14 protein-coding genes are annotated in these 21,135 nt (G+C 47.1%); 7 read left to right on the top strand and 7 right to left on the bottom strand.

What is annotated here, in order from left to right:
• Positions 1-10: 10 nt before the first annotated feature.
• From T411_RS0103315 to T411_RS0103300, 4 genes are all read left to right on the top strand, one after another.
• Positions 11-1,165, top strand: coding sequence for a methyl-accepting chemotaxis protein (locus tag T411_RS0103315; RefSeq protein ID WP_000632948.1), 1,155 nt, complete (start codon positions 11-13; stop codon positions 1,163-1,165).
• Positions 1,166-1,174: 9 nt separating this feature from the next.
• Complete coding sequence (locus T411_RS0103310) at positions 1,175-1,474, top strand: STAS domain-containing protein (RefSeq protein ID WP_000110728.1); 300 nt, start codon at positions 1,175-1,177, stop codon at positions 1,472-1,474.
• A 32-nt stretch (positions 1,475-1,506) separates the two neighbouring features.
• Entirely contained in the window at positions 1,507-3,204 is a 1,698-nt protein-coding gene (locus T411_RS0103305) for an ATP-binding SpoIIE family protein phosphatase (protein WP_000634466.1), read from the top strand.
• Between the two features lie 258 nt (positions 3,205-3,462).
• Positions 3,463-5,133, top strand: coding sequence for a flagellar assembly protein A (locus T411_RS0103300; RefSeq protein ID WP_000265356.1), 1,671 nt, complete (start codon positions 3,463-3,465; stop codon positions 5,131-5,133).
• A gap of 134 nt (positions 5,134-5,267) precedes the next feature.
• On the opposite strand, the gene T411_RS0103295 is transcribed toward T411_RS0103300, so the two are convergent.
• Genes T411_RS0103295 through T411_RS0103280 form a run of 4 tightly spaced genes read right to left on the bottom strand, consistent with a single transcriptional unit; the run spans position 5,268 to position 11,375 of the window.
• A complete protein-coding gene (locus tag T411_RS0103295) occupies positions 5,268-7,382 on the bottom strand; it encodes a type I secretion system permease/ATPase (RefSeq protein ID WP_001154355.1) in 2,115 nt (704 codons plus the stop codon).
• A 14-nt stretch (positions 7,383-7,396) separates the two neighbouring features.
• Positions 7,397-9,307 (bottom strand): bifunctional diguanylate cyclase/phosphodiesterase, encoded by a 1,911-nt coding sequence (locus T411_RS0103290; protein ID WP_000177439.1) that lies wholly within the window; start codon positions 9,305-9,307, stop codon positions 7,397-7,399.
• Positions 9,308-9,312: 5 nt separating this feature from the next.
• Positions 9,313-9,975, bottom strand: coding sequence for a transglutaminase-like cysteine peptidase (locus T411_RS0103285; protein ID WP_000832895.1), 663 nt, complete (start codon positions 9,973-9,975; stop codon positions 9,313-9,315).
• An 8-nt stretch (positions 9,976-9,983) separates the two neighbouring features.
• Positions 9,984-11,375, bottom strand: coding sequence for an HlyD family type I secretion periplasmic adaptor subunit (locus T411_RS0103280; protein ID WP_000071261.1), 1,392 nt, complete (start codon positions 11,373-11,375; stop codon positions 9,984-9,986).
• Positions 11,376-11,598: 223 nt separating this feature from the next.
• Here T411_RS0103280 and pdxH point away from each other — a divergent pair, with 223 nt between their 5' ends.
• Positions 11,599-12,234, top strand: a complete 636-nt coding sequence (gene pdxH, locus T411_RS0103275; protein WP_000365911.1) for a pyridoxamine 5'-phosphate oxidase — start codon at positions 11,599-11,601, stop codon at positions 12,232-12,234.
• 28 nt (positions 12,235-12,262) lie between these two features.
• Here the strand turns inward: pdxH and T411_RS0103270 are convergent, their stop codons facing one another.
• The 3 genes from T411_RS0103270 to T411_RS0103255 all read right to left on the bottom strand — a co-directional run bounded on the left by T411_RS0103270 (position 12,263) and on the right by T411_RS0103255 (position 16,406).
• Complete coding sequence (locus tag T411_RS0103270) at positions 12,263-13,003, bottom strand: helix-turn-helix transcriptional regulator (protein WP_001132600.1); 741 nt, start codon at positions 13,001-13,003, stop codon at positions 12,263-12,265.
• A gap of 319 nt (positions 13,004-13,322) precedes the next feature.
• A complete protein-coding gene (locus T411_RS0103260) occupies positions 13,323-15,140 on the bottom strand; it encodes an SUMF1/EgtB/PvdO family nonheme iron enzyme (protein WP_001882860.1) in 1,818 nt (605 codons plus the stop codon).
• Positions 15,141-15,299: 159 nt separating this feature from the next.
• Complete coding sequence (locus tag T411_RS0103255; protein ID WP_000596058.1) at positions 15,300-16,406, bottom strand: PEGA domain-containing protein; 1,107 nt, start codon at positions 16,404-16,406, stop codon at positions 15,300-15,302.
• Positions 16,407-16,797: 391 nt separating this feature from the next.
• Between T411_RS0103255 and T411_RS0103250 the strand changes: the two genes are divergently transcribed.
• The gene (locus T411_RS0103250; protein WP_000741190.1) at positions 16,798-17,661 is read left to right on the top strand and encodes an AraC family transcriptional regulator; all 864 of its coding nucleotides are present in this window, start codon (positions 16,798-16,800) and stop codon (positions 17,659-17,661) included.
• A gap of 339 nt (positions 17,662-18,000) precedes the next feature.
• Positions 18,001-21,120 carry a bifunctional proline dehydrogenase/L-glutamate gamma-semialdehyde dehydrogenase PutA gene (gene putA, locus T411_RS0103245; RefSeq protein WP_000493408.1) on the top strand — a complete coding sequence of 1,040 codons (3,120 nt, stop codon included), beginning with the start codon at positions 18,001-18,003 and terminating at the stop codon, positions 21,118-21,120.
• Positions 21,121-21,135 lie beyond the last annotated feature (15 nt).

Genomic DNA, 21,135 nt, shown 5'->3' with positions numbered 1-21,135 from the left:
GAGGTTTAGGATGATAACGAGAAAACACAAAATAACGGCGATACTGATTGGGCAAATACTCTTGCTGCTGGTGATTTTTCAGTTTGGGCAGATTTGGTGGTTAGGATTGATCGCTATCTGTATTGGATTACTGCCATGGTTGGCGGGGGGAGCTCCACAACCGAGTATCGTAACAGCTCAACCAACGGACGATGTCCGCTTATCGGCAGAGCAACAACAGGCTCTCAGTCTGCTTGAGCAGGTTTTAAAAGAAAACATTCAGCGTGTTGCAGAACCTTTAGAAAAACAGCGCCTTATAATCAATAGTTCAGCGGAGACGCTCAACAACAGTTTCTTTGGTTTGCAAAGAGTGAGTGAAGAGCAATCTTCAGTCTCCACTCAACTAGTGGACAACTTAATGGCCAACCAAGGCAGTGAGTTTGATCTGATGCAGGTGTTACCGAAGACCGAAGCGATCATTCAGCAGTTTGTGCAAATCTTGGTGGATGTGTCAGAAAAAAGTATCTCTGCCGTACACAGCATTCACGATATGTCGCAAAAGCTGGATATGGTTTTTAAACTGCTGAATCAAGTGCGCAGCTTGTCTGAGCAGACCAATTTACTGGCGCTGAACGCCGCCATTGAAGCGGCGCGAGCGGGCGAGGCAGGACGCGGTTTTGCCGTAGTGGCACAAGAAGTCCGTAATCTCTCTATTCAGGCCGCTAATTTGAATACGCAGATTGAAACAGAAATGAAAGTCGCCCAAGACACGGTGGATATCGCAAACCGTACAGTGGGTGAAATGGCCTCATTTGATATGACTCAAGCCATTGAATCTAAAGAAAAAGTAGACTACATGCTGCGTGGTGTCCAGCAACTGAATACCGAGATAGAACAAGAAGTGAATAAACTTCAACGGCTAGGTCAACAGCTCACTCAACAAGTTCGTGAAGGTACTCGAGCATTGCAATTTACGGACATAGTCTATCAACAAGGCGAGTATGCATTGGGCTCAATCACCTTTTTACAAGAAGCGTCCGGCTTACTGAAAGCGGTACAATCTAATTCACGTAATGTACAGCAACTTATTGAAAATATTGAGGCATTACAAGAACGCTCACGTAACCGTGGGGGATTGGCTGCTAATCAGCACAGCATAGATGAAGGCGAAGTTGAGTTATTTTAGGAGATCACCATGAGTGTGCATACGGACATCGATAGTCACAATAAACACATTACCATTTCGATTGAAGGTGCTTTTTGCTTCAACCTTGTCCACGATTTTCGTGCAAGTTATGCCAAACGGCATGATCACCGATTCACCATAGATTTACGCAAAGTCGACTATATCGATAGTGCTGGGCTTGGCATGTTGCTCAATATGCAGAAATACCTTGAGCAAGCGGACGGCGCGATTCGGATTGTCAATGTCTTACCTCAGGTAAGAAAAATCCTCCTGATATCGCGCTTTAATAAGAAATTCGATATCGAATAAATCGCTCATAAGGAGAGATAGCGGTGAGAGTAATGATAGTGGATGACCACGGTACTAACCGTGAATTGTGCCGATTTATCTTGGCGCACATCGCATCACACATAGACACTTTTGAAGATGGGCAGCAAGCGATTGATGCAATGCGTGAAATGGAAATCCTGCCTGATGTGATCCTGCTTGATGTGATGATGCCGATTAAAGACGGATTTGTTACCGCTAAAGAGATCCGCCAAGCGTTTGTGAAGCACCATATCCCGATCATTTTTCTAACGGTATTAGACGATCGCGATTCGTTTGAAAAGTGTTTGGCACTGGGGGACGATTTCATCCTAAAACCGGTTGAGCGTAGCGTACTCATTGCCAAAGTACAGGCACATTATCGCATTGTGAAGATGCACAATGAGGTTATGGAACAACGTGATGAGCTGCGCCATTTCCGTGAGCAAGTTCAGTACGATTACGCGATTTCAGAATCGATTTTCACTAATTTGATGGAAGAAATGTGCCATCAAGTTGAGCACATTTTCGGGATCCATTACATCTCTACACCATCGACTATTTTTAATGGCGATTTGATTGTGGTCGCGAATCGGCCTCACGGCGGAGTCTATGTGATGATTGCAGATGCCACAGGGCACGGTTTACCTGCGGCGATCTCGACGATTCCCGCAACCCGAACTTTCTTCTCCACTGCACAAAAGGGTTTATCGCTGGGAGAGATGGTGATTGAGCTGAATCACTCTCTAGAGCGTTTTTTGCCCGTTGGAATGATGCTGGCTGCCAGCGTGTTTGAAGTTCGCGCTAATGGCTTTGAAATTTCTTGGTGGGGAGGTGGCTTACCTGAGGCATATTTACTTGACCATCATGGGAATATTGTGAGTCGTTTAATCTCCAACCATATGCCGCTTGGGGTATTGCCTTCCAATGAATTTGAGGCGGATGTGCAGCATTTCAAACTAGAGCCTAACCAAAAGCTGGTCTGCTATACCGATGGCATTATCGAAGCGATGAACGAACAAGGAGAGTACTTTGGCCAAGAGCGTCTTGAACACGTTCTCACAAAGGCCTATTCCGAGGCTTTGATTCCAACGTTGTATGATGCGGTGAAAAAATTTTCTAATCGGGGCAAAGGGGATGATCTCTCTATCTTGACCATGACGTTCCCTATCACCAACAGTAACTCGAGCGATAAAGCCTTACCTAAGGTGGTATTGAGCTGCATCCCCCTACAGACAGAATTGCATTTCCCAGCCGATGTTCTGCGTAAAATTTCCCTGATGAATGAAGTACGTCGATTTTTAACCGGGATTGTCAGCGGTGGCGAGGATCTCGACTTACTCTGTTCAGTACTTTCAGAACTCTTTGCCAATGCTATAGAGCACGGGTTATTGGAGCTCGATTCCTCGTTGAAAGAAACACCGGACGGTTTTTTTGAATTCTATCAGTTACGTGATAAACGATTGAAAACCTTACCCGAATACCATTGGCTAATCCTCAAAGTCAATTATCAACCTGATAAGCAGCGTATCGAAATCGATTTAGAACACAGTGGTAAAGGGTTTGATTGCCAAGCATTAAAGGACGCAAGCAATCAGAAAAGCTATGGGCGAGGTATTCTTCTTGCGACCCAGTTGTGTGAGTCCTTGGAATACTCGAATCAAGGCCGCCGAGTGACTGCAGTATACTCCTTCGCTCGCAAAGACACGCTGCACTATTCTCTGCCTAGCTGACGTTATTGTTTTGTTGGCATGGCTTACTGACCTTTGCCGTACGGTTTACAGTGTAAACGGCGGCTCGTTGACGATTTCGCGGGCGAAAAAAGGTGCCCGTTTTCTCATCTACACCCTTCCGCTTAGTTTATAAATGACTCTTTTTGGTGATTTACAGAGTGACCTAAGCCTGAATTTGCAGGCTGCGTAGTTTAGCTATCTGTATTCTTCTTATACACTCAATTCATGGATATTCTGTACCGTAAAAGATAAAGCGTTATGTGGAAAGAGATACTCGAACTCACGCCAGATAGACAGAAAGTGATTGCAAAATTAGGTGCACAAGGTGCCGCTAAGGAGCTCAATCGCAGCGAATTGCCTATGGTGTTGGCACAAATTGGAGCGGGTAAACTGTTCATATTGGATGAGGAAGTCACTCGTTTTATCAATTGTGTGAAAGAAAGTAAGCGCGCTGCGTTTGAAGGTATCGTGATTGCTGAAGTGCGTAACGCGACGGTTTCTGTTGTGCTTGGTGAGAAAGAAATGCTAGCCAGCATGGTCGTCACTGGAGCTTATGGCGGACGCGGTCTACGCGGTAATGAACTGGTTCATGCTCTAGCACAAGCCAGCGTGCTGAAAGGAATTAACAAACTGGCATTGAAAAAAGTACTGCTGGTGAGTGGTCAATTAAAACCCGGTGAGGTGTTTACTCAGCCTGTCGCTCGTGGCAAGGAGCCCATTCAAGGGCGTGATACTCAATTTGTACCATTAGTGGAAGACGTCTCGAAGCGCGTGCTGCGCCCTCAGCAGAAAGCGGGTGAAAATAAACTCGATATGCGCAACTTAGGAGAAACCATCACGGTTGGTGAAAATGATCCTGTGATGCGCCGTTTGCCTGCGACCAAAGGCGAGATGGGTTACACCGTTCAGGGCAAACCTATCCCACCTAAGCCTGGTAAAGAATCCGCTTTGGTGGCGGGTAAAGGTACCCATATCTCCCCGAATGACCCCAATTTGTTGCTTGCCAGTCAAGCTGGCATGCCCCTTATTAAAAAGAACACCATAGAAGTGGACAGTGCGCTTTGCCTAAATCATGTCAGTGTGGCCACTGGGCATATCCGCTTTAAAGGTAATGTCGTGATTGCTGGGGATATTGAACCGGGCATGATTGTTCGCGCGACGGGGTCGATTACGGTTGGCGGTTTTATTGAATCTGCTAACGTTCAAGCACAAGGCGATATAGACGTCGGTAAAGGCATCATCGGACACATGGTGACGGATGATGAAGAGCGCAGCTGCGTGGTGAAATCTGGCGGCAGTATTCGCGCTAACTACGCGCAGTATGTTGAGTTACAAGCGGCGGATTCTATCCATCTTGGCGTACACAGCATTGGCAATATTATCCGTTGCGGAAATGATTTGACGGTGCTCGACAGCAAAATGACCCAAGGCACACTCAGTGCAGGAAACGCCAAAGTGGGTGGGAAAGTGCTCTGCTTTAATCTCGGTGTGGAGGGCGACACGGCGACTCATGTTGAGGCTTTTGCGCGTTACCAAAGTTATAAAGAGAGAATCAACAAACACAAAGAACTCTATAAGCAAGCTCAAGACACGACAATGGCGTTGATTCGGCGTGAAATCGAGTTTAAAAAACGTCCGAAAGCAGAACGTAGCGATGAAGAAGCTCAAGAAATAGAAACCGCGAAAGCAGACGCGTCGACCCAGATGGAAAAAATCAAACTTGCTTTGGATATGCTCAATGAAGAGTTTGAGCAGCAGCTATTGGAAAATACGGTGGAAGCGAAAAATAAAGTATTTACCCATGTCACGATTCAGTTTGGTGATGAGAAAGTGCTGACCAAGCGAGAACACGGCGCCTCGATTTTCAAATTTAACCAATACGAAATTAAGCTCTCTTCACTATTGGAAGCGGAAGATATTGGTATTTAAGTCCGCTAGCGGAAGCGGAGTCGTGCAATCTGTCTGTGGAGTAATAAATCTGCGGAATAATGAAAAAGGGAACGTTAAGTTCCCTTTTTCATCGCTCAACCGTATGAGGGGTTCGTCTATTTAAAGACACCAAACTATTGCACTGCGCGTACATTACCTTGGCGCAGATCGTTCAGCACTTCGTGCTTTGGACCATCGGCAATAATGCAGCCTTTCTCCATCACAATAACGCGATCAACCACATCCAGCATCGAGGTTTTGTGGGTGATAAGGATCAGCGTCTCACTTGGCTTGAGTTGGCTAAGTTGTTGCTTAATGTGCATTTCTGAGCGGTTATCCATCGCGCTGGTGGGTTCATCCATCAGTAAGACGGGAGGGCGGCCAAGGAAAGCGCGCGCAATCGACACAGATTGACGTTGACCACCCGAGAGCAGCATACCCCCTTCACCCACTTGACGTTCTAGCCCCGCAGGATCTTGTTGAGTAAAGACCGTAACACCCGCTCGGTTGGCCGCATCCATTACCTCACGATCATCGGAAAGTGGGCGACCGAGCGTAATGTTGTCGCGGATCGAGCCATAAAACAGCACACTGTCTTGCGGTACACAGCCAATATTGCGGCGAATATCGATGTGATGCAGCTGCGAGATATCCGTATCATCAATTCGCACATGCCCTTCAGTTGGCTTGTACAGGCCCATGATCAAGCGCTCAAGCGTGGTTTTACCCGAACCAATTCTACCAATAATCGCCACTTTTTCACCCGGATGGATGGTAAGACTTAAATCACGGACGGAGGCGATAGGTGAATTTGGATAATGGAAAGTCACGCGGTCCAGCTCAATCTTGCCTTGAATGATGGGACGATGGATATAGCGTTTGCCTTCCTCCTGTTCATCAGGCATCGACATCACTTGTTCAATGATAGTCATAGAAGATTTGGCTTGGTTGTAACGGGTTGAAAGCAGTGAGAGCTGTACTAAGGGGCCAATCGCACGGCCACTGAGCATCGTTGCGGCAATCAGTCCACCCATGGTCAGGTCACCGTTGGAAATCAGGTAGACCCCGACAATGATCATGCCGATATTGGCTGCTTGCTGCACAAAACCGGCGGTGTTTTGAATACTATCGGTGATGCGGCGACTTTTAATGTTCCAATTCGCCATGTGCGCTACGGCTTCTTCCCAGCGGTACTGGAATTGTCCTTGCGCGCCAAACAGCTTCACCGTTTCTAGTCCTGCTAAGCTTTCGATGAGGTTGGCGTACTTTTGTGAGGCGAGTCTTGAGCCTTCTTCAATTGCCCGTTTTAAGCGGCTTTGAATGAGAAATGAGTAAATCACCAAAATCAGGACACCGATCACAGGCACCCACACCAAATGTCCAGCCATTAACCAGATCAACACTAAAAAGAGCAGGGCGAATGGCAGATCAATCAGTGAAGAAATCGTCGCGGATGTAAAAAATTCACGAATCGATTCAAACTCTTGCAAATGGCGAGCAAAAGCACCAACCGAAGGTGGGCGAGCCTCCATGCGGATGCCCATCACTTTACTAAACAGTTTGGAAGAGATCAGAATGTCCGATTTTTTTCCTGCGACATCAATGAAGTAGCTGCGCAGCATTTTAAATACGAAATCGAACAAAAAGATCACTAAGATGCCGCTAGAGAGCACCCACAAGGTTTCAAAAGCCAAATTGGGGACGACTTTGTCGTACACAATCCGTGAAAACATCGGCGCTGCAACGGCAAACAAGTTAATCAGCAGTGACGCTATCAACACATCGCGATAAATATGCTTGGATTTATAGATGGTGCTCCAAAACCAGTGCCCATCTCTGGGTTTCAGGACTTCTGGTGAGCGTTCATCAAAGCGAAACTGCTTTTTGACCATAAAGTAACGGCCAATATACATCGCTTCTAAATCACTGAGCGAGTAAGCGACGGGGACTAACCCCGACTCTGCGGTAACAATTTCAGCCTCTTGCGTTTCCTGATTGATGCTATTGAGTACGCAGGCCTCACCGCCTTTGAGCAGCAATACCACAGGAAACACCAGATGAGGAATTTGGTCTAACGGCGCGCGGTTTTCTTTTGCGATCAGCCCAGCTCTTTCCGCCGAGCGAGGAAACAGAAAAGGCGTGAGCTTGCCGTCAGCCAACGGTAAGCCGTTGATCAGTGCTTCAGGAGAATTCGCTAAACCATAATAACGGCTTACGTACACCAGCGAATTGAGTAACGTATCTTGCATGCCTCTGACCTTGGTTACTTATCAACAATGAAGCCTTGGAAGACTTCGATGAAATGTTCTGAAAGAAAATCGAGCTGAGTCTGTGTTTCAACCCGTGATGCGATGGTGGTGATCCCTAAGTTATGCGCGGTGCGCGAGATTGAGGTCAGGGTAAATTTCTGGCGTTCATCATCCAAATGGTGAGTAAATAGATAATCCAGTTTGACGTATTTAGGACGGAACTCGTTGATGTAGTCGAGAGATTGGAAGTTACGTCCGTAGTTGTCTACCCCAAAGTCCGCCCCTGCATTGCGTACTGCGTTACAAAATAGCGCAGTGTAATGCGGTTCATTGACGAAACAGCCTTCTGGGATCTCAAAATGCAGTAAGTTGGCCACAGAAAGATGCTTGCTTAAGGTTTGGCTGATCCAACGGATAAAGCTCGGTTGAGAGATACTGCCTTGTGCGATGTTGATCGCGAGTGGATCGGTCAGTTCGCCTTTTTCAAGCTGTTGAATCACACGTTCAATCACGTACTGATCGAAGATATGGCTAGCATTGAGCTGTTCAAGGGCAAACAAGAATTGGTTTGCCGTGTAACGCACGCCGTCTTTCTCAAACGCAGAAAAGACCTCGCGATGGAATGTTTTTCCCCAACTGCTGTTGGCGGCTTGGTAGCGGAAAGTAAACCAGTCGTTATGGATTGCCTCTTCGACCAGAGTTTTCCACTGCTGTTTGCCCAAGATGATTTTATCAGTATCACTGCTAATAAAGCCGTAGTTCAGCTCAGGATTGGATTTCGCTTTAGCTAACGCATTATCCAGCAGGGACAAGAGCGTTGTGGTGCTGGATTGACGCTTATTGCTTACCACGCCAAGCGATAAATTGGCTTTCGCCATACCAGTAGGATCAGGGTTAATGTCGTCCACACAAGTGATGATGCTCTCTGCCACGATTTTGAGCTCAGTTTCATCCATGTTAGGCATGATGATACCGAACTCGTAAGTGGAGATACGAGCGATAGAGATGTCCTTGATGGTGATGGAGTTTTTAAGGCGATCCGCCAGTTCGCGCACCATGCCATCACCGGCTTCATAGCCCTTCTCTTCATAAAGCTCTTTGATGAATTCAGCTTGTAGAATGGCTACACCACCGATGCCGCTTTCAGAGAGCCAGCCACTCAATTGGCTCATGTAGTATGCTCGGTTGCCAAGATGAGAAACTGGGTCAAGATAAGCACGTTCACGCAGTTGCTGCGCCTCTTTGGCTTGGGCTTTAAACGCTTTCTCGACCTGTTCAGACATCTTATTGATGCCATCTACTACATAAATCAGATCTCGAGTGTTGGGGCGCGGTAGAGGCTCACCAAATTGGTTGTTAGCAACCTGCTCCATTTTGTTGACGATGAGTTGTAGTGGTCTTAGAGAGCGCTTCAAAATGAAGGCGACGGCAAACATACCAATCACTAAGATCGCCAAAAACGCGATACTTAAACGAATTAATGCTTTCCAGAGTTGAGCGTAAGCCGCACCAGGATGGCTGACGATTTCCACTTCCGCCAATTGCATCCAACCACTGGTTACAACACGCCGATCATGGATGGGCTCAAACAGATTTAACTGAGTAAACCAAGCCGGCACATTATTGGGTTGGATAGGGTATGAGCGCAGGATTTCCGTACCGTCATCGAGAAAAATCAGACGTACGATCGAGTAACTACTGCCATCAAACAGCGCATTGATGACTGACTCTACCGCAATGGTGTCTTTCTTCTCCAGATAAGGCGCTAAAGCCAAACCCACCGTATTTATGGTGTTGTTGACTTCAGAGCGTTGTTGTTGTTCAAGACTGTTGCGAGTGGTGTTGAATTCGATAGTAAAAACCGAAATCAACAACAGAATAAACACCGCAATCATCCCTGCGACTAGTTGTTTGTATAGCGTCATAGTGCCTACTCATCATAGCTAACTAGAGGTTTATTTAATTTCAGTGAGCGCTCTCGTGCTCTTAAATCATTCCATAAACTGAGTCTCGAAGAGTCCCCAGCCAATTGACCGTTATTCGATTTCATTAACCACAAATTTTTACCGTTAAAGCTGTAAATCGGCAGTAGATCTTTACGTTTCGACGCAGGTTTAATTTGTGGGTTGATATTATCCAAAATCACTGGTTCGGCACTCGGAGTGGAGTAATACGCCAACACCATATGAAATTGATTTAATTCAATGGCTTTAACATACACGAGACGAAGTTTCTTATCTGATACACCGAGTTCTAACAGCGAGAAATACTTCGCAATTGTGAAATCTTCACAGTCTCCCGCGTTGCTACCGAGAAATTCTAAGGGGGTCGCCCAGTAGTCTTTCGAGCCCCATAGGTGAATATCGTTGACAAAGTTGAGCTGATTAAAAAAGGCATTCACTTCTTTTAATTGCTCTTGCTCTGATGCGGGAGCGAGCTCAGCCATTTTGCGACGCCATGTTTCGACGCGTTTGCCTGCTCGCTGGCCATACGTTGCCTTCACCGCATCTACCCACTGTTGCTCTTTGCTTGTGAGCGCTAGCGAGAGTGAGGAGGCACAGATAGCCAGAGACAGCACAATCCAACGTTTCATAGGGCGGGCTATTCCCTCAGCGCATTGCTTTGCGCACTTAAAATCGGTTTCAGCAGATAATCTAATACAGTTCTTTTACCGGTAATAATGTCGACAGAAGCGGTCATTCCCGGAATGATCGGCAAATTTTGATCATGCCCGAGAGTGGTTTCTTTAGTGCGTACGCGAACCAAATAGAAACTATTCCCTTCCTCATCCTGTGTAGTGTCCGCACTGATGTGTTCGAGCGTGCCTTCTAAGCCACCATAGCGCGTGAAATCATAAGCACTAAATTTCACAATAGCTGGCAGATCTGGGCGCAGAAAGGCGATGTCTTGCGGCGCAATTTGAGCCTCGACCAATAGAGTGTCTTCAGTCGGTACGATTTCGATGATGTTCATTCCCGGTTGAATCACCCCACCTACCGTGTTCACATAAAGGGTTTTTACGGTGCCTGTTACGGGGGAAACCACTACCGTACGGTTCACTTTATCCTCGAGGCCGACCGCCGATTCAGTGAGAGATGAGAGCTTATCTTGCGCTTGGTTGAGTTTATCTTGCTGCTCAGTTCGGAATTTTTGCGCGGCATTAATTCGACTGAGCATCGCTTCACGGACCGCGGATTTGAGTACGGGAATTTTTAGCTCAGTTGAGGTTAACTCTCGGCGAGTATCATTCAACTGGCGCTGTAGTTTCAGCAGTTCAATTTTCGGGACTACGCCTTCGTTGGCGAGAGGCTCAGTGATGTCGAGTTCTTTTTTCGCGTAATCATAACTTTGGCGAAGGTTGATGATTCGCGCTTCGGCTTCAATCAAATCTTGCTGTTTCTGCTTGATTTGTTGAGAGAGAACGGACAATTGGTTGCGCAGGTTATCGAGATCTTGGCGATATTGATCTCGTTGGCGTTCAACCAAATCTGGCTGGCTATCACTCAATACGGGAGGGAAAGCAAGCTTGCTGTAATCAAGTTGTACGCTATTTGCCCAGTTCTTCTCTTCAAAATTCTCATCGATAATGACGCTTGAAATGGAAGCAGAAAGTTGTAGAACACTGGCGGTTAAGTTTGCAACTTGCTGCTCGCGCTCGCGAAAATCGGAGCGAAAGCGTGTGTCGTCGATCAAGATAAGCTGTTGGCCTTTTTGGACTTGCTCACCTTCACGGACGAGGATCTGCTTGACCAGTCCCCCTTCCAAGTTTTGGATCACTTGCACTTGTGAGGAGGGAACCACTTTACCTTGGCCGACCGTGACTTTATCGATTTCTGCCCATGACGCCCAAGCAATCGCTAGAATAAAAAATGCCACCATGACCCAGAGAATGATTCGTGCGCTGTGCGGCGTATTGAGTAGCAGTGCGGCGGTTTTATCGTCCACATAGTCTAATTCTTCGGCGGTGAGCTTGTTATAACTGCGATTGCTCATGAGTGGTTCCTGTTCACACCATTGATAGTCGGTTGATTTTATTACGTGGGCCAATAATTGTTAAGGATATGCTATCTGCGGCGAAAGGCCTATTCAGCATTTTAATAAATTACTTAATTTTTAGAATTTGTGATCTTATTTTGTCGGCCTTGGCATCACTTTGCTCGCTTGAGTTATCAGCGGGATAGGCGCACAATCGGGCAAAAATCAGTGAGGAGCAGAAATGGATCTTTCAGATATTCGCCGCGAATACATTCATGGTGGTCTAAGAAGAAAAGATTTGCAGGCCAACCCAATTGACCAGTTCAATCTTTGGTTGCAGCAAGCAATTGACGCCAACTTGTCCGACCCAACCGCGATGACGGTTGCGACGGTAGATGAACACGGGCAACCTTTTCAGCGTATCGTGCTACTGAAAAATGTCGATGATGTCGGTTTTGTGTTTTACACCAACTTGGGCAGCCGCAAAGCGCAGCATATTGCGCACAATAACAAAATTAGCCTCCATTTCCCTTGGCATCCGCTAGAACGTCAAGTGCACATCACAGGTGTGGCGGAAAAACTGACCGCCATGGAAAACATGAAGTATTTCATGTCGCGCCCGAAAGAGAGCCAGATAGCAGCAATCGCTAGCCACCAAAGTAGCCGAATCTCTGCTCGTGGAGTATTGGAAGGCAAGTATCTTGAGCTTAAGCAGAAGTTTGCAAACGGTGAAATTCCTGTGCCTAGCTTCTGGGGCGGTTACCGCATCAGGCCGGAAAGTCTGGAATTTTGGCAGGGTGGTGAACATCGTCTGCATGATCGCTTCTTGTATTCGCGGCAAGATGACAATTGGACAGTCGATAGACTGGCGCCATAAGCCCAATCAATCAGCTTGACGTTGTTGCTTACTGGGCGACAACGTCAACTTTTTTGGGGATCGTGTGATCGCTCAGCACAACGGAAAGTTGTTTTCTAAGCAAGGTTTTCGGGATGACTGAGCCGAATCCCCGATCTAAAGCAAGGTCAATCAGTTGGTCTTTGCTCAATGCCCCAAATTTACTGCGTAGTTTGGCCTCATACCCTTCCACCGTTTTAATCGAAATCCCCATTACTCGTGCAATGTGCTGCGGTTTTTTACCGTATAAGAGCAGAAATAGGACTTCTGATTCACGCGCGGTCAGTTTCAAGGTATCGCGATCGGCGACCGATTTAAATGTGGTGGAGGTGGATAACCCAGTTGCTCGGCAGACCCAATGACCAACTTCAAGAATCGCAGTGTCGGTTAAATCTTGCCCGAAGAAAATGGTGCCTTGGATCTTGCCTTGGCTATCACGCCACGGTGTCTTGGTAAATATATGCGCATGCCAGTGGCCATCAGGGTAGGGATGAATATCGAGCACTTTGACGGAATGCCCCGTTTCAATCACATAGCGATCTTGCTGTTGAAATTCGGCAGCACAAGCTGCTGTTGGGCTAGGCATTTCAAAATCGGTGCGCCCGATGCAATCTTCAGCGCGCTTTAAGCCGATCAATTCGCCATAGGCTTGGTTGGCATACACAAAAACCGAGTTTAAGTCCTTGCATCCCCAATAACCGGGTAATTGTTTGAATAAAGAAATCTGCTCTAATGTCAGATGGTTAGGCACGCCATATCCTCCACTGGAAATGCGGCGATATGATACCAAGAGCAGGGTCGATTGTAAGCTTATCTTGCCTATTCGGGGGACTGTTTGGATGAAAAAAAGCCAGCCTGAAGACGGGCTGGCATAAATACAAGAAACATATCTTGTCGACGTGTAGAAGAGGTTCCATGAATCCAGCGAGGGTCTGCTGAACACACAGAGGTATCATATTGATACCAAGCATCAGTCATGCAACTCATGCTCTGGTTTGTACTTTACCGAACGCGGTACAAATGAAAAAGGGGGGAAATCCCCCCTTTATGCATAATTGTTTGAGTCAACATTACAGCTCGCGCAATACTCGGAAACCGACATAATTGGCCGCCGTTGTTGGGCCAACAAAAAGCTCGCTATAGGCTTTTGCCATTTCAGGCGAGAAGCTCCAAGCGCCACCTTTGGCTAAACCGCGTGAATCGCCAGTCCATTCCCAAACATTACCTACCATGTCGTAAAACCCTAAGGCGTTAGGAGCGAAGGCTTTGACTGGGGAGGTACTTTTGTTAGACCAAGAGGTTCCTGCCCATCCCGTGTTGGCTTTACCAGCACCAAATTTATTGCCCCACCAGTAATCGGTTTTGCTGCCTGCACGAGCGGCGATTTCCCACTCTTCTTCCGTGGGTAAGCGGTACGTAAAGCCTGTTTCTTTAGAAAGCCAGCGAGCATAAGCTTTGGCATCATTCTGGCTGACGCACACAACGGGTGAATCTTTACTCTGTTTGAAACCTGGGTTGCGCCAATCGCTATCGGATACTGGAGCAATTTCCGATTCATTCACCGAAATACAGAGATTTTTGAGTTCCGCATCAGTTTTGTATTTGGTTTGAGTGACGAAGTTTTCAAACTGGCTAACTGTCACGGGCGTTGAGCTGAGTGCGAAAGCATGATCAAGGTTATATTGTTTGGCGGCATTTTCGCCCAACAGATATTGCCCCGGTAGAATGGTGATCACCTCTGGTGCGCTGACTTTACTTTTTCCCGAATCGGCAAATTTCTGTCCGACACGTAAAGGGTTCGCCTTTTCATGCAAGTTAACCCGAATGGTCTGATCGGAGGTGATGTTGACTTCTTGCTCAAAAGTGCGGAAGCCCTCTTTTTCAATTTTTATCTGATGTTTACCAACAGGCAGTAATACTTCAACCGGAGTACTGCCATAATTGACACCACCAATGGTCACCCGATCGCCATGTTGATTGGAGCGGATGGCTAAGTTAATCCAAGCCACTTCTTGTTGCTGCTGCGACATATCACCTTGACCGGGCGCGAAACAGTACTGCGAGTCAATATTCAAGAGCTTACAAGGAGCGTTTTCCGCGGGACGAGCTTCAAGTTGAGCATTCACTATGCTTCTAAACCGCATGCCGTCATAGAAACCAGAATCGACCACTTCATGTTTGAGCAGATGGATATTGAGCGAGACATTACTCAATTGTCCTTTGATCGCGTTGGACTCACTGCTTTCATCGATAAGCCAAAGTTGAAATTGGCTGACCGCTTTCTGCAACGCTAAATCTGTGGTCTGTTTGCTACATTGTGCAAATGTCATGTCCGAACTACACACATTGGTGAAGCTGACTTTTTGTTCACCAGAACGTTGCAACTCCTCGCGCAGTCTATCCACACGTGCGCGCATTTTGTCTTGTTGGAGTAGGGCAATACTCTGCTCTATGGTCTGCTGTTGCACCTGGTATTGTGCCAATACCGACTGCATCTCTTGCAGTTTTTGTTCAGCATCCAAACGTGCGACTTGGTTCTGTTTGACCTGAGCCCATGCGGCTTGATACGCGTTTTGTGATGGCTGGATGTCGAGATCCGGCTCATCAATCATTTTTTGATAATCACGCTCAAGGTTGGTTTTGGCTGTTTTTAGCGCCGCATCCAAAGCTTTCGCTTGCTGAGTCAAGCGATTCAGCTCGGCCTGTTGGTTATCGACGGCCACTTTTTGAAGTTTGGTTGCATCCGTGGCATTTTGCAGCTCGGTATGTTTGCCAAACAGCGCATCGTCAATGGCAAGAACAGAAGAGGTGACTTCTTCTGCTAGCACTGGTGCTGCCATTAAGCAAGGTGAAAGTGCTAATAATAAAGCGGGAATCCCTTGTCGCATGGTGGTCTACTTCAAGTTAGGAAATTAAGTCTAAGTTATGAGCATTCTAAACGAAAACGCCATTTTGTCAGAAGTCATCTTTCAATAACTTAGTGACAAAATGGCGTTTTATCGACAGGTTTGTGAATTCCGACAAGAAATCGTTGGATTTTTGTGCGGCTAGCTGTCTTTGTTTGGTCTGAGTTTTACCCACACCGTGTCATTGCCATTGACCGTAATCACACGATTGTAGGTTTCATAACCTTCTTTCGATACGGTGACTTGGTGTTTACCCGCTGGTAATACGAGTTCAACGGGAGTACTACCATAGTTGACGCCATTAATGGTCACAGAATCATTGTATTGATCAGAGCGTACTGTCACGTTCGCCCACTGTTTATCTTGTTTCTTAGGAGCCGCTTGTTCTGACTCACCCTTTAAACAGTAACGGGTTTCCACATTCAGCAGTTTACACGCCGCGACAGCTTCTGGTTTGGCTTGTAGCTGAGCTTGCATTTGGGTGAAGTATTCGTTGTTACCTTCAAAACCTGAGCGGATCATTTGGCTTTCTTGAACGTGAATATTGAACTCAACGCCTTTCAAGTTTTGCTTCGCGATCGCGGATTCCGTGACATCATTGATGAGATTTTCACGGAAAGTTTTCACCGCTTTCTGCTTCGTCAGGTATTGGCCCTGATTAGCACATTCACCCAGTGTCATGGTGGTTGAACAGGTCGTCTTGAAGGTAGTTTCTAACACGCTACTTTCACGCAGTTCCGCCGCTAAACGCTTAACGCGAGCCTCAATTTTGGCTTCTTCCAAATTGGTCAGCTCAGTATCCAAACGCGCTTGTCGCTGTTTGATTTGCGACAGACGCATTTCAATTTCAGTCACCGCTTGTTCGTTGTCGAGTTTTTGTGATTGATTCGACTTGAGCGCATTCCACGCCTCTTGGTAGCGTTTTTGAAAGGTGACTAGGTCGGTGTCTGGATCTTCAAGAAGGCGAGTATACTGTTTGTCCAACTCAGACTTAGCACGATTACGCTTAGCATCTAGCTCTTCGCCTTCACGTTTTAATCGACTCTGCTCATTTTTCAGTTGTTGCAGTTTACCGCTTTCCACCTCGTAGTCGGTGAGAATCGCGTTGATTTCATTTTGTTTGTTACTCAATTTCTCATCGATAGCCGCAACGGGGTCAGCCTGAGTGACCTCCTCTGCGTACACCGATGCAGATACCCATAAAGGGGATAGCGCAAGCAATAGCGCTGGGATGCGACGTTTAATCATAGGTCCCTGCAACATATTTATGTTTAGCCACATAAAGTGGGAAAGACAAACTTTTGACAGCTTTGTAGATAGCTGAATTATTAATGCAAATTTTATTCCGCTTAGTCAGAAATCATCACAAATCTGTGCACTAGGTGACTGATTTTTTGAACTTTAGATCTAAGCATTTTCATTTTGAGCAGATTCGAGAAATATGCAAGCTGAGTTTTCCGATCTACTTTAACGTTTTTTAAATTGAGTACACATTGACCGTAATTTATGTGCACTTGATCATTGTTCCGAGATGAGAATTGAACCCAATTGCAGCCAAGATCTTTTATTAATATGTGCGTAATTGGCTATCAAAGCCTCTAAATGGGAGTGATTTCGTTTTGAAGCAATTTGAGATACCATGGCCGCGCAAATCCCACCTGATGAGGTTGAAATGGCTCAATCGCATGCCCCAGAGGCTGGCAAGGCTTCTTCCATTGCCAAAGTTTTGTCGCCTAAACCGGCAGAACTGATCACTTTGCCTTCACATATGGCTTGCCATGATCATAGTTACACGCAAATTGTGATTGGCTTGAAAGGGCAGGCTGAATTTGAAGTCCGTGGTATGGGGAATATTGTCGGGCCCGGGCAGGGGTGTGTGGTGACATCCGGTTCGGATCATGCGTTTGGTGGTGTCGTGGGGCAATCGGATATTCTGGTGCTCAATATGCCAGTGCCGAGTGACGATGATCCGCTACTACTGCGCAAACTCAATGAACTCGTGGTCGGTGACGTTTATTTTCAACTCGATGGTCAGATCCAACGTTTAATTCAAATGCTGGTGCAGGAGATGCAAGCCAGTCCTGACGACTTGCTGCTTGGCCGAGCTTGTAACGATACGGTTGTTGCACTTTTGCAGCGCCACATCAGCGCGCTGGCCAGTGTCCATAAAGAGTCTCGCTTTGATATGGAAGTGGTGGATCGCTATATCGAGCAGCACTTAGCGCACCGAATTTCCGTTGCACAGTTAGCAGGAAGCGTGTTCTTAAGTGAAAGCCAATTTCATGTCTTGTTCAAAGAGCAAATGGGGCTCACGCCGCATCAATATGTGTTGAACAAACGCGTCGATATGGCGAAGAAGTTGATTGAGCAAGGTCGACTTAATTTGGGTCAGATTGCGGAGCTGACGGGTTTTTCCAATCAAAGTACGTTCACGCATACTTTTTCTCGGTTACATGGTATTTCACCTTCGCAATATAAGCGGCGCTTTTCTTCTTCGATCTAATGTTGAGTGATCCTTGAATTCCTCGTTTATTGAGCTCGCGAAGACTCAATCCTCAAGCCTTTTATCTCTTGGTGACAAAACTCTAGTGACTACGCATCTGCCTGCTTATTGATGTAGAGTGGCTCACTTTTTGTCGTTGTTGAGTTGCAACAATTGCAAAATAATTGGCGATGAAACTTACTTGAATTGGTGTGATCTTGTTTTTGTTTTGTTAAAACTCAGAGTTATTGACAAAATACTAGGACTTTTTGACAAGTTTTCTTCTCACGCTCAAAATACACTGCCAGCCATTGCAGGAAACCTGACTCAATCTGTCAGGTATGAGATGAAGGAAACCACATGTTTACAGCAACCGATGTGTTGAACGCAGCGTTTATCGAGCAGCCGCTGGATAAACTATGGTCGCTGATCTCGCCACTGTATATGGTGGACGAATCCCAATGGCTGACCCAATTATTGCCTCTCGCAACGCCAAGCCATGCTGAAAAAGCAGCAATGGCAGAGAAAACCACGCGCTTAATTGAAGCGATCCGCAGCGATAAAAAAGCGGTGCAGATGATTGATGCACTGCTTTTGGAATACAGCTTGGATACCCAAGAAGGTATTTTGCTGATGTGTTTGGCGGAAGCGTTAATGCGTATTCCTGATGCGGAAACGGCTGACGCGTTTATTAAAGACCGCTTGGGTGTTGCGGATTGGAAATCCCACCTGAAAAATTCAGATTCTGTATTCGTGAATGCTTCAACTTGGGGCTTGATGCTGACAGGTAAAGTGATTGGCTTGGCAGATGGAGATATCGCAAGCCCAGTGCAAGCGGTGAATCGCTTAGTGAATAAGCTGACTGAACCTGTGATCCGCAAAGCCATGCATCAAGCCATGAAGATCATGGGCCATCAATTTGTGCTTGGACGCACCATTGAAGAAGCGCAGAAAAATGGTCGCCCGATGCGTGATAAGGGTTATACCTATTCGTTTGATATGTTGGGTGAAGCGGCGCTGACTTCTGCCGATGCGCACAAGTATTTCAAAGATTACTTGATGGCGATTGAAGCGGTAGGCCGCGATAAATATGGTCTGGAGACCAGCCCTGCGCCGTCGGTCTCGATCAAACTTTCTGCTTTGCATCCTCGCTACCAAGTGGCGAATGCCGATCGCGTGATGACCGAGCTGTACAGCACACTTATTCAACTGCTTGAGCGCGCGAAAGAGCTGGATGTCGCCATCACGATTGATGCCGAAGAAGCGGATCGTTTAGAGCTGTCACTGCATCTGTTTGAAAAGCTCTACCGCAGCGACACGCTGCGTGGTTGGGGTAAGTTTGGTTTGGTGGTTCAAGCCTACTCCAAACGTGCGTTGCCAGTATTGGTTTGGCTGACGGCTCTCGCGAAAGAGCAGGGCGATCTCATTCCTGTGCGTTTAGTCAAAGGTGCGTATTGGGACAGCGAAATTAAGATGTCACAGCAACGAGGCTTTATTGGCTATCCGGTTTATACGCGCAAAGAAGCGACCGATGTTTCTTATCTCGCTTGTGCTCGTTTCTTACTGAGCGAATCGGTACGCGGCAATCTGTTCCCGCAATTTGCTAGCCATAACGCGCAAACCGTTACCGCGATTGCGGTGATGGCACAACACAAAGATTTTGAATTTCAGCGTTTGCATGGCATGGGGGATGCGCTTTATCACCATGCGAAAGCCGCTTATCAGCAGTCGGTACGGATTTATGCCCCCGTGGGCAGCCATAAAGATCTGCTGCCCTATCTGGTGCGTCGATTATTGGAAAATGGTGCAAACAGTTCGTTCGTACACCGCTTGGTGGACTCGCGCTGCCCGATTGGTGCGTTGACTCAGCATCCAGTCGATATGCTGCTTGCGTTTGAAACCTTAAATAACCGTAAGATCCCACTGCCAACGGAGATTTTTGCCGAGCGCAAAAACTCATTGGGGATCAACATTGATATTGAGAGTGAAGCGAAGCCGTTTGAAGCTCAGATCCACGCTTGGTTAGATAAGACGTGGCATGCGGTACCGATCATTGGCGGGCACTCTTATTACGAAAGCATGATCAAGGCGGATCACAGTGCAGAGCCCGTCACTGCGCCTTACGATCGTCGTATTCAAGTCGGTCAGGTGTTTCACGCTAACCTTGATCATGTTTCCGATGCGATCGACTCTGCTCAACAAGCTTTTGCAACTTGGAATGCGCTTGATGCCAAAGTGCGTGCGAGTAAATTGGATGCGCTGGCGGATCTGCTTGAACTGCATATGCCTGAGTTGGTGGCCTTGTGTCACCAAGAAGCAGGCAAAACCATTCACGACAGCATTGATGAAGTGCGTGAAGCGGTCGATTTCTGTCGTTATTACGCCAAACAAGTCGATGTGCTGGGCGAGTTCAGTGTCGAAAGCTTTGATGGATCAACACGTCGTGTTAGCCGTCAAGGTCGTGGTGTATTTGTGTGTATCAGCCCGTGGAACTTCCCGCTGGCGATTTTCCTTGGCCAAATCAGTGCTGCCTTGGTGGCCGGAAATACCGTGATTGCCAAACCTGCCGAGCAAACCAGTTTGATCGCGTATCGCGCGGTTGAGCTGATGCAAGAAGCGGGTTTCCCTGCTGGAACCATCCAACTTTTGCCGGGACGCGGTGCCGATATCGGCAGCGCACTCACTTCTCATCCGGCCATCGCGGGTGTGGCGTTTACTGGCTCGACCGCCACGGCGCAGCGCATTAACCAAACGTTAGCGCAACGTGAAGCGGCTCCGGTACCATTTATTGCAGAAACTGGCGGTCAAAACGCCATGATTGTCGACAGTACCGCGCTGCCAGAGCAAGTGGTGCGTGATGTGCTGCGTTCCGCTTTTGCCTCTGCTGGCCAACGCTGTTCGGCACTGCGTGTGCTGTTTGTACAGCAGGATATTGCCGATCGCGTGATTACTTTGATTCAGGGCGCGATGCAAGAGCTGAAAGTCGGTGTGCCACATCTGCATCAAACCGATGTCGGTCCAGTGATTGATGAAAAAGCCAAACAGAAACTGTTGGCGCACATTGAACACATGAGCCAAACCCAGAAGAAAATCGCTCAGCTTACTTTGGATGACGCTTGCCAACATGGCGACTTTGTTGCGCCAACCGCCTTTGAAATTGATGATATTGCCGCGCTGAGTGAAGAGCAGTTTGGCCCGATCTTGCACATTGTTCGGTTTAAAGCACGCGAATTGGCGCAGATCGTCGACAAAATCAACCAAACTGGTTTTGGTTTAACCATGGGCATTCATAGCCGTAACGAAACCACGTATCGCTGGATTGAAAAACATGCTCGAGTGGGCAACTGCTATATCAACCGCGATCAAGTCGGGGCTGTGGTGGGGGTACAACCGTTTGGCGGACAAGGCTTGTCAGGAACGGGGCCGAAAGCGGGCGGGCCTCACTATCTTTACCGCTTTACTCAAGTGCAATACCAATAACCCACAGCAAGGAGA

The sequence above is a fragment of the Vibrio cholerae ATCC 14035 genome (genome assembly GCF_000621645.1).
Classification (GTDB): Bacteria; Pseudomonadota; Gammaproteobacteria; order Enterobacterales; family Vibrionaceae; genus Vibrio; species Vibrio cholerae.
Note: the sequence above shows the minus strand (reverse complement) of the source record. Positions and strands in the feature narration are given on the sequence as shown.

Bases quoted from the DNA above. Each gene is read 5' to 3' on its own strand.
- T411_RS0103315 (WP_000632948.1), top strand. From the start codon at position 11: ATGATAACGAGAAAACACAAAATAACGGCGATACTGATTGGGCAAATA.
- T411_RS0103310 (WP_000110728.1), top strand. From the start codon at position 1,175: ATGAGTGTGCATACGGACATCGATAGTCACAATAAACACATTACCATT.
- T411_RS0103305 (WP_000634466.1), top strand. From the start codon at position 1,507: ATGATAGTGGATGACCACGGTACTAACCGTGAATTGTGCCGATTTATC.
- T411_RS0103300 (WP_000265356.1), top strand. From the start codon at position 3,463: ATGTGGAAAGAGATACTCGAACTCACGCCAGATAGACAGAAAGTGATT.
- T411_RS0103295 (WP_001154355.1), bottom strand. From the start codon at position 7,382: ATGCAAGATACGTTACTCAATTCGCTGGTGTACGTAAGCCGTTATTAT.
- T411_RS0103290 (WP_000177439.1), bottom strand. From the start codon at position 9,307: ATGACGCTATACAAACAACTAGTCGCAGGGATGATTGCGGTGTTTATT.
- T411_RS0103285 (WP_000832895.1), bottom strand. From the start codon at position 9,975: ATGAAACGTTGGATTGTGCTGTCTCTGGCTATCTGTGCCTCCTCACTC.
- T411_RS0103280 (WP_000071261.1), bottom strand. From the start codon at position 11,375: ATGAGCAATCGCAGTTATAACAAGCTCACCGCCGAAGAATTAGACTAT.
- pdxH (WP_000365911.1), top strand. From the start codon at position 11,599: ATGGATCTTTCAGATATTCGCCGCGAATACATTCATGGTGGTCTAAGA.
- T411_RS0103260 (WP_001882860.1), bottom strand. From the start codon at position 15,140: ATGCGACAAGGGATTCCCGCTTTATTATTAGCACTTTCACCTTGCTTA.
- T411_RS0103255 (WP_000596058.1), bottom strand. From the start codon at position 16,406: ATGATTAAACGTCGCATCCCAGCGCTATTGCTTGCGCTATCCCCTTTA.
- T411_RS0103250 (WP_000741190.1), top strand. From the start codon at position 16,798: ATGGCCGCGCAAATCCCACCTGATGAGGTTGAAATGGCTCAATCGCAT.
- putA (WP_000493408.1), top strand. From the start codon at position 18,001: ATGTTTACAGCAACCGATGTGTTGAACGCAGCGTTTATCGAGCAGCCG.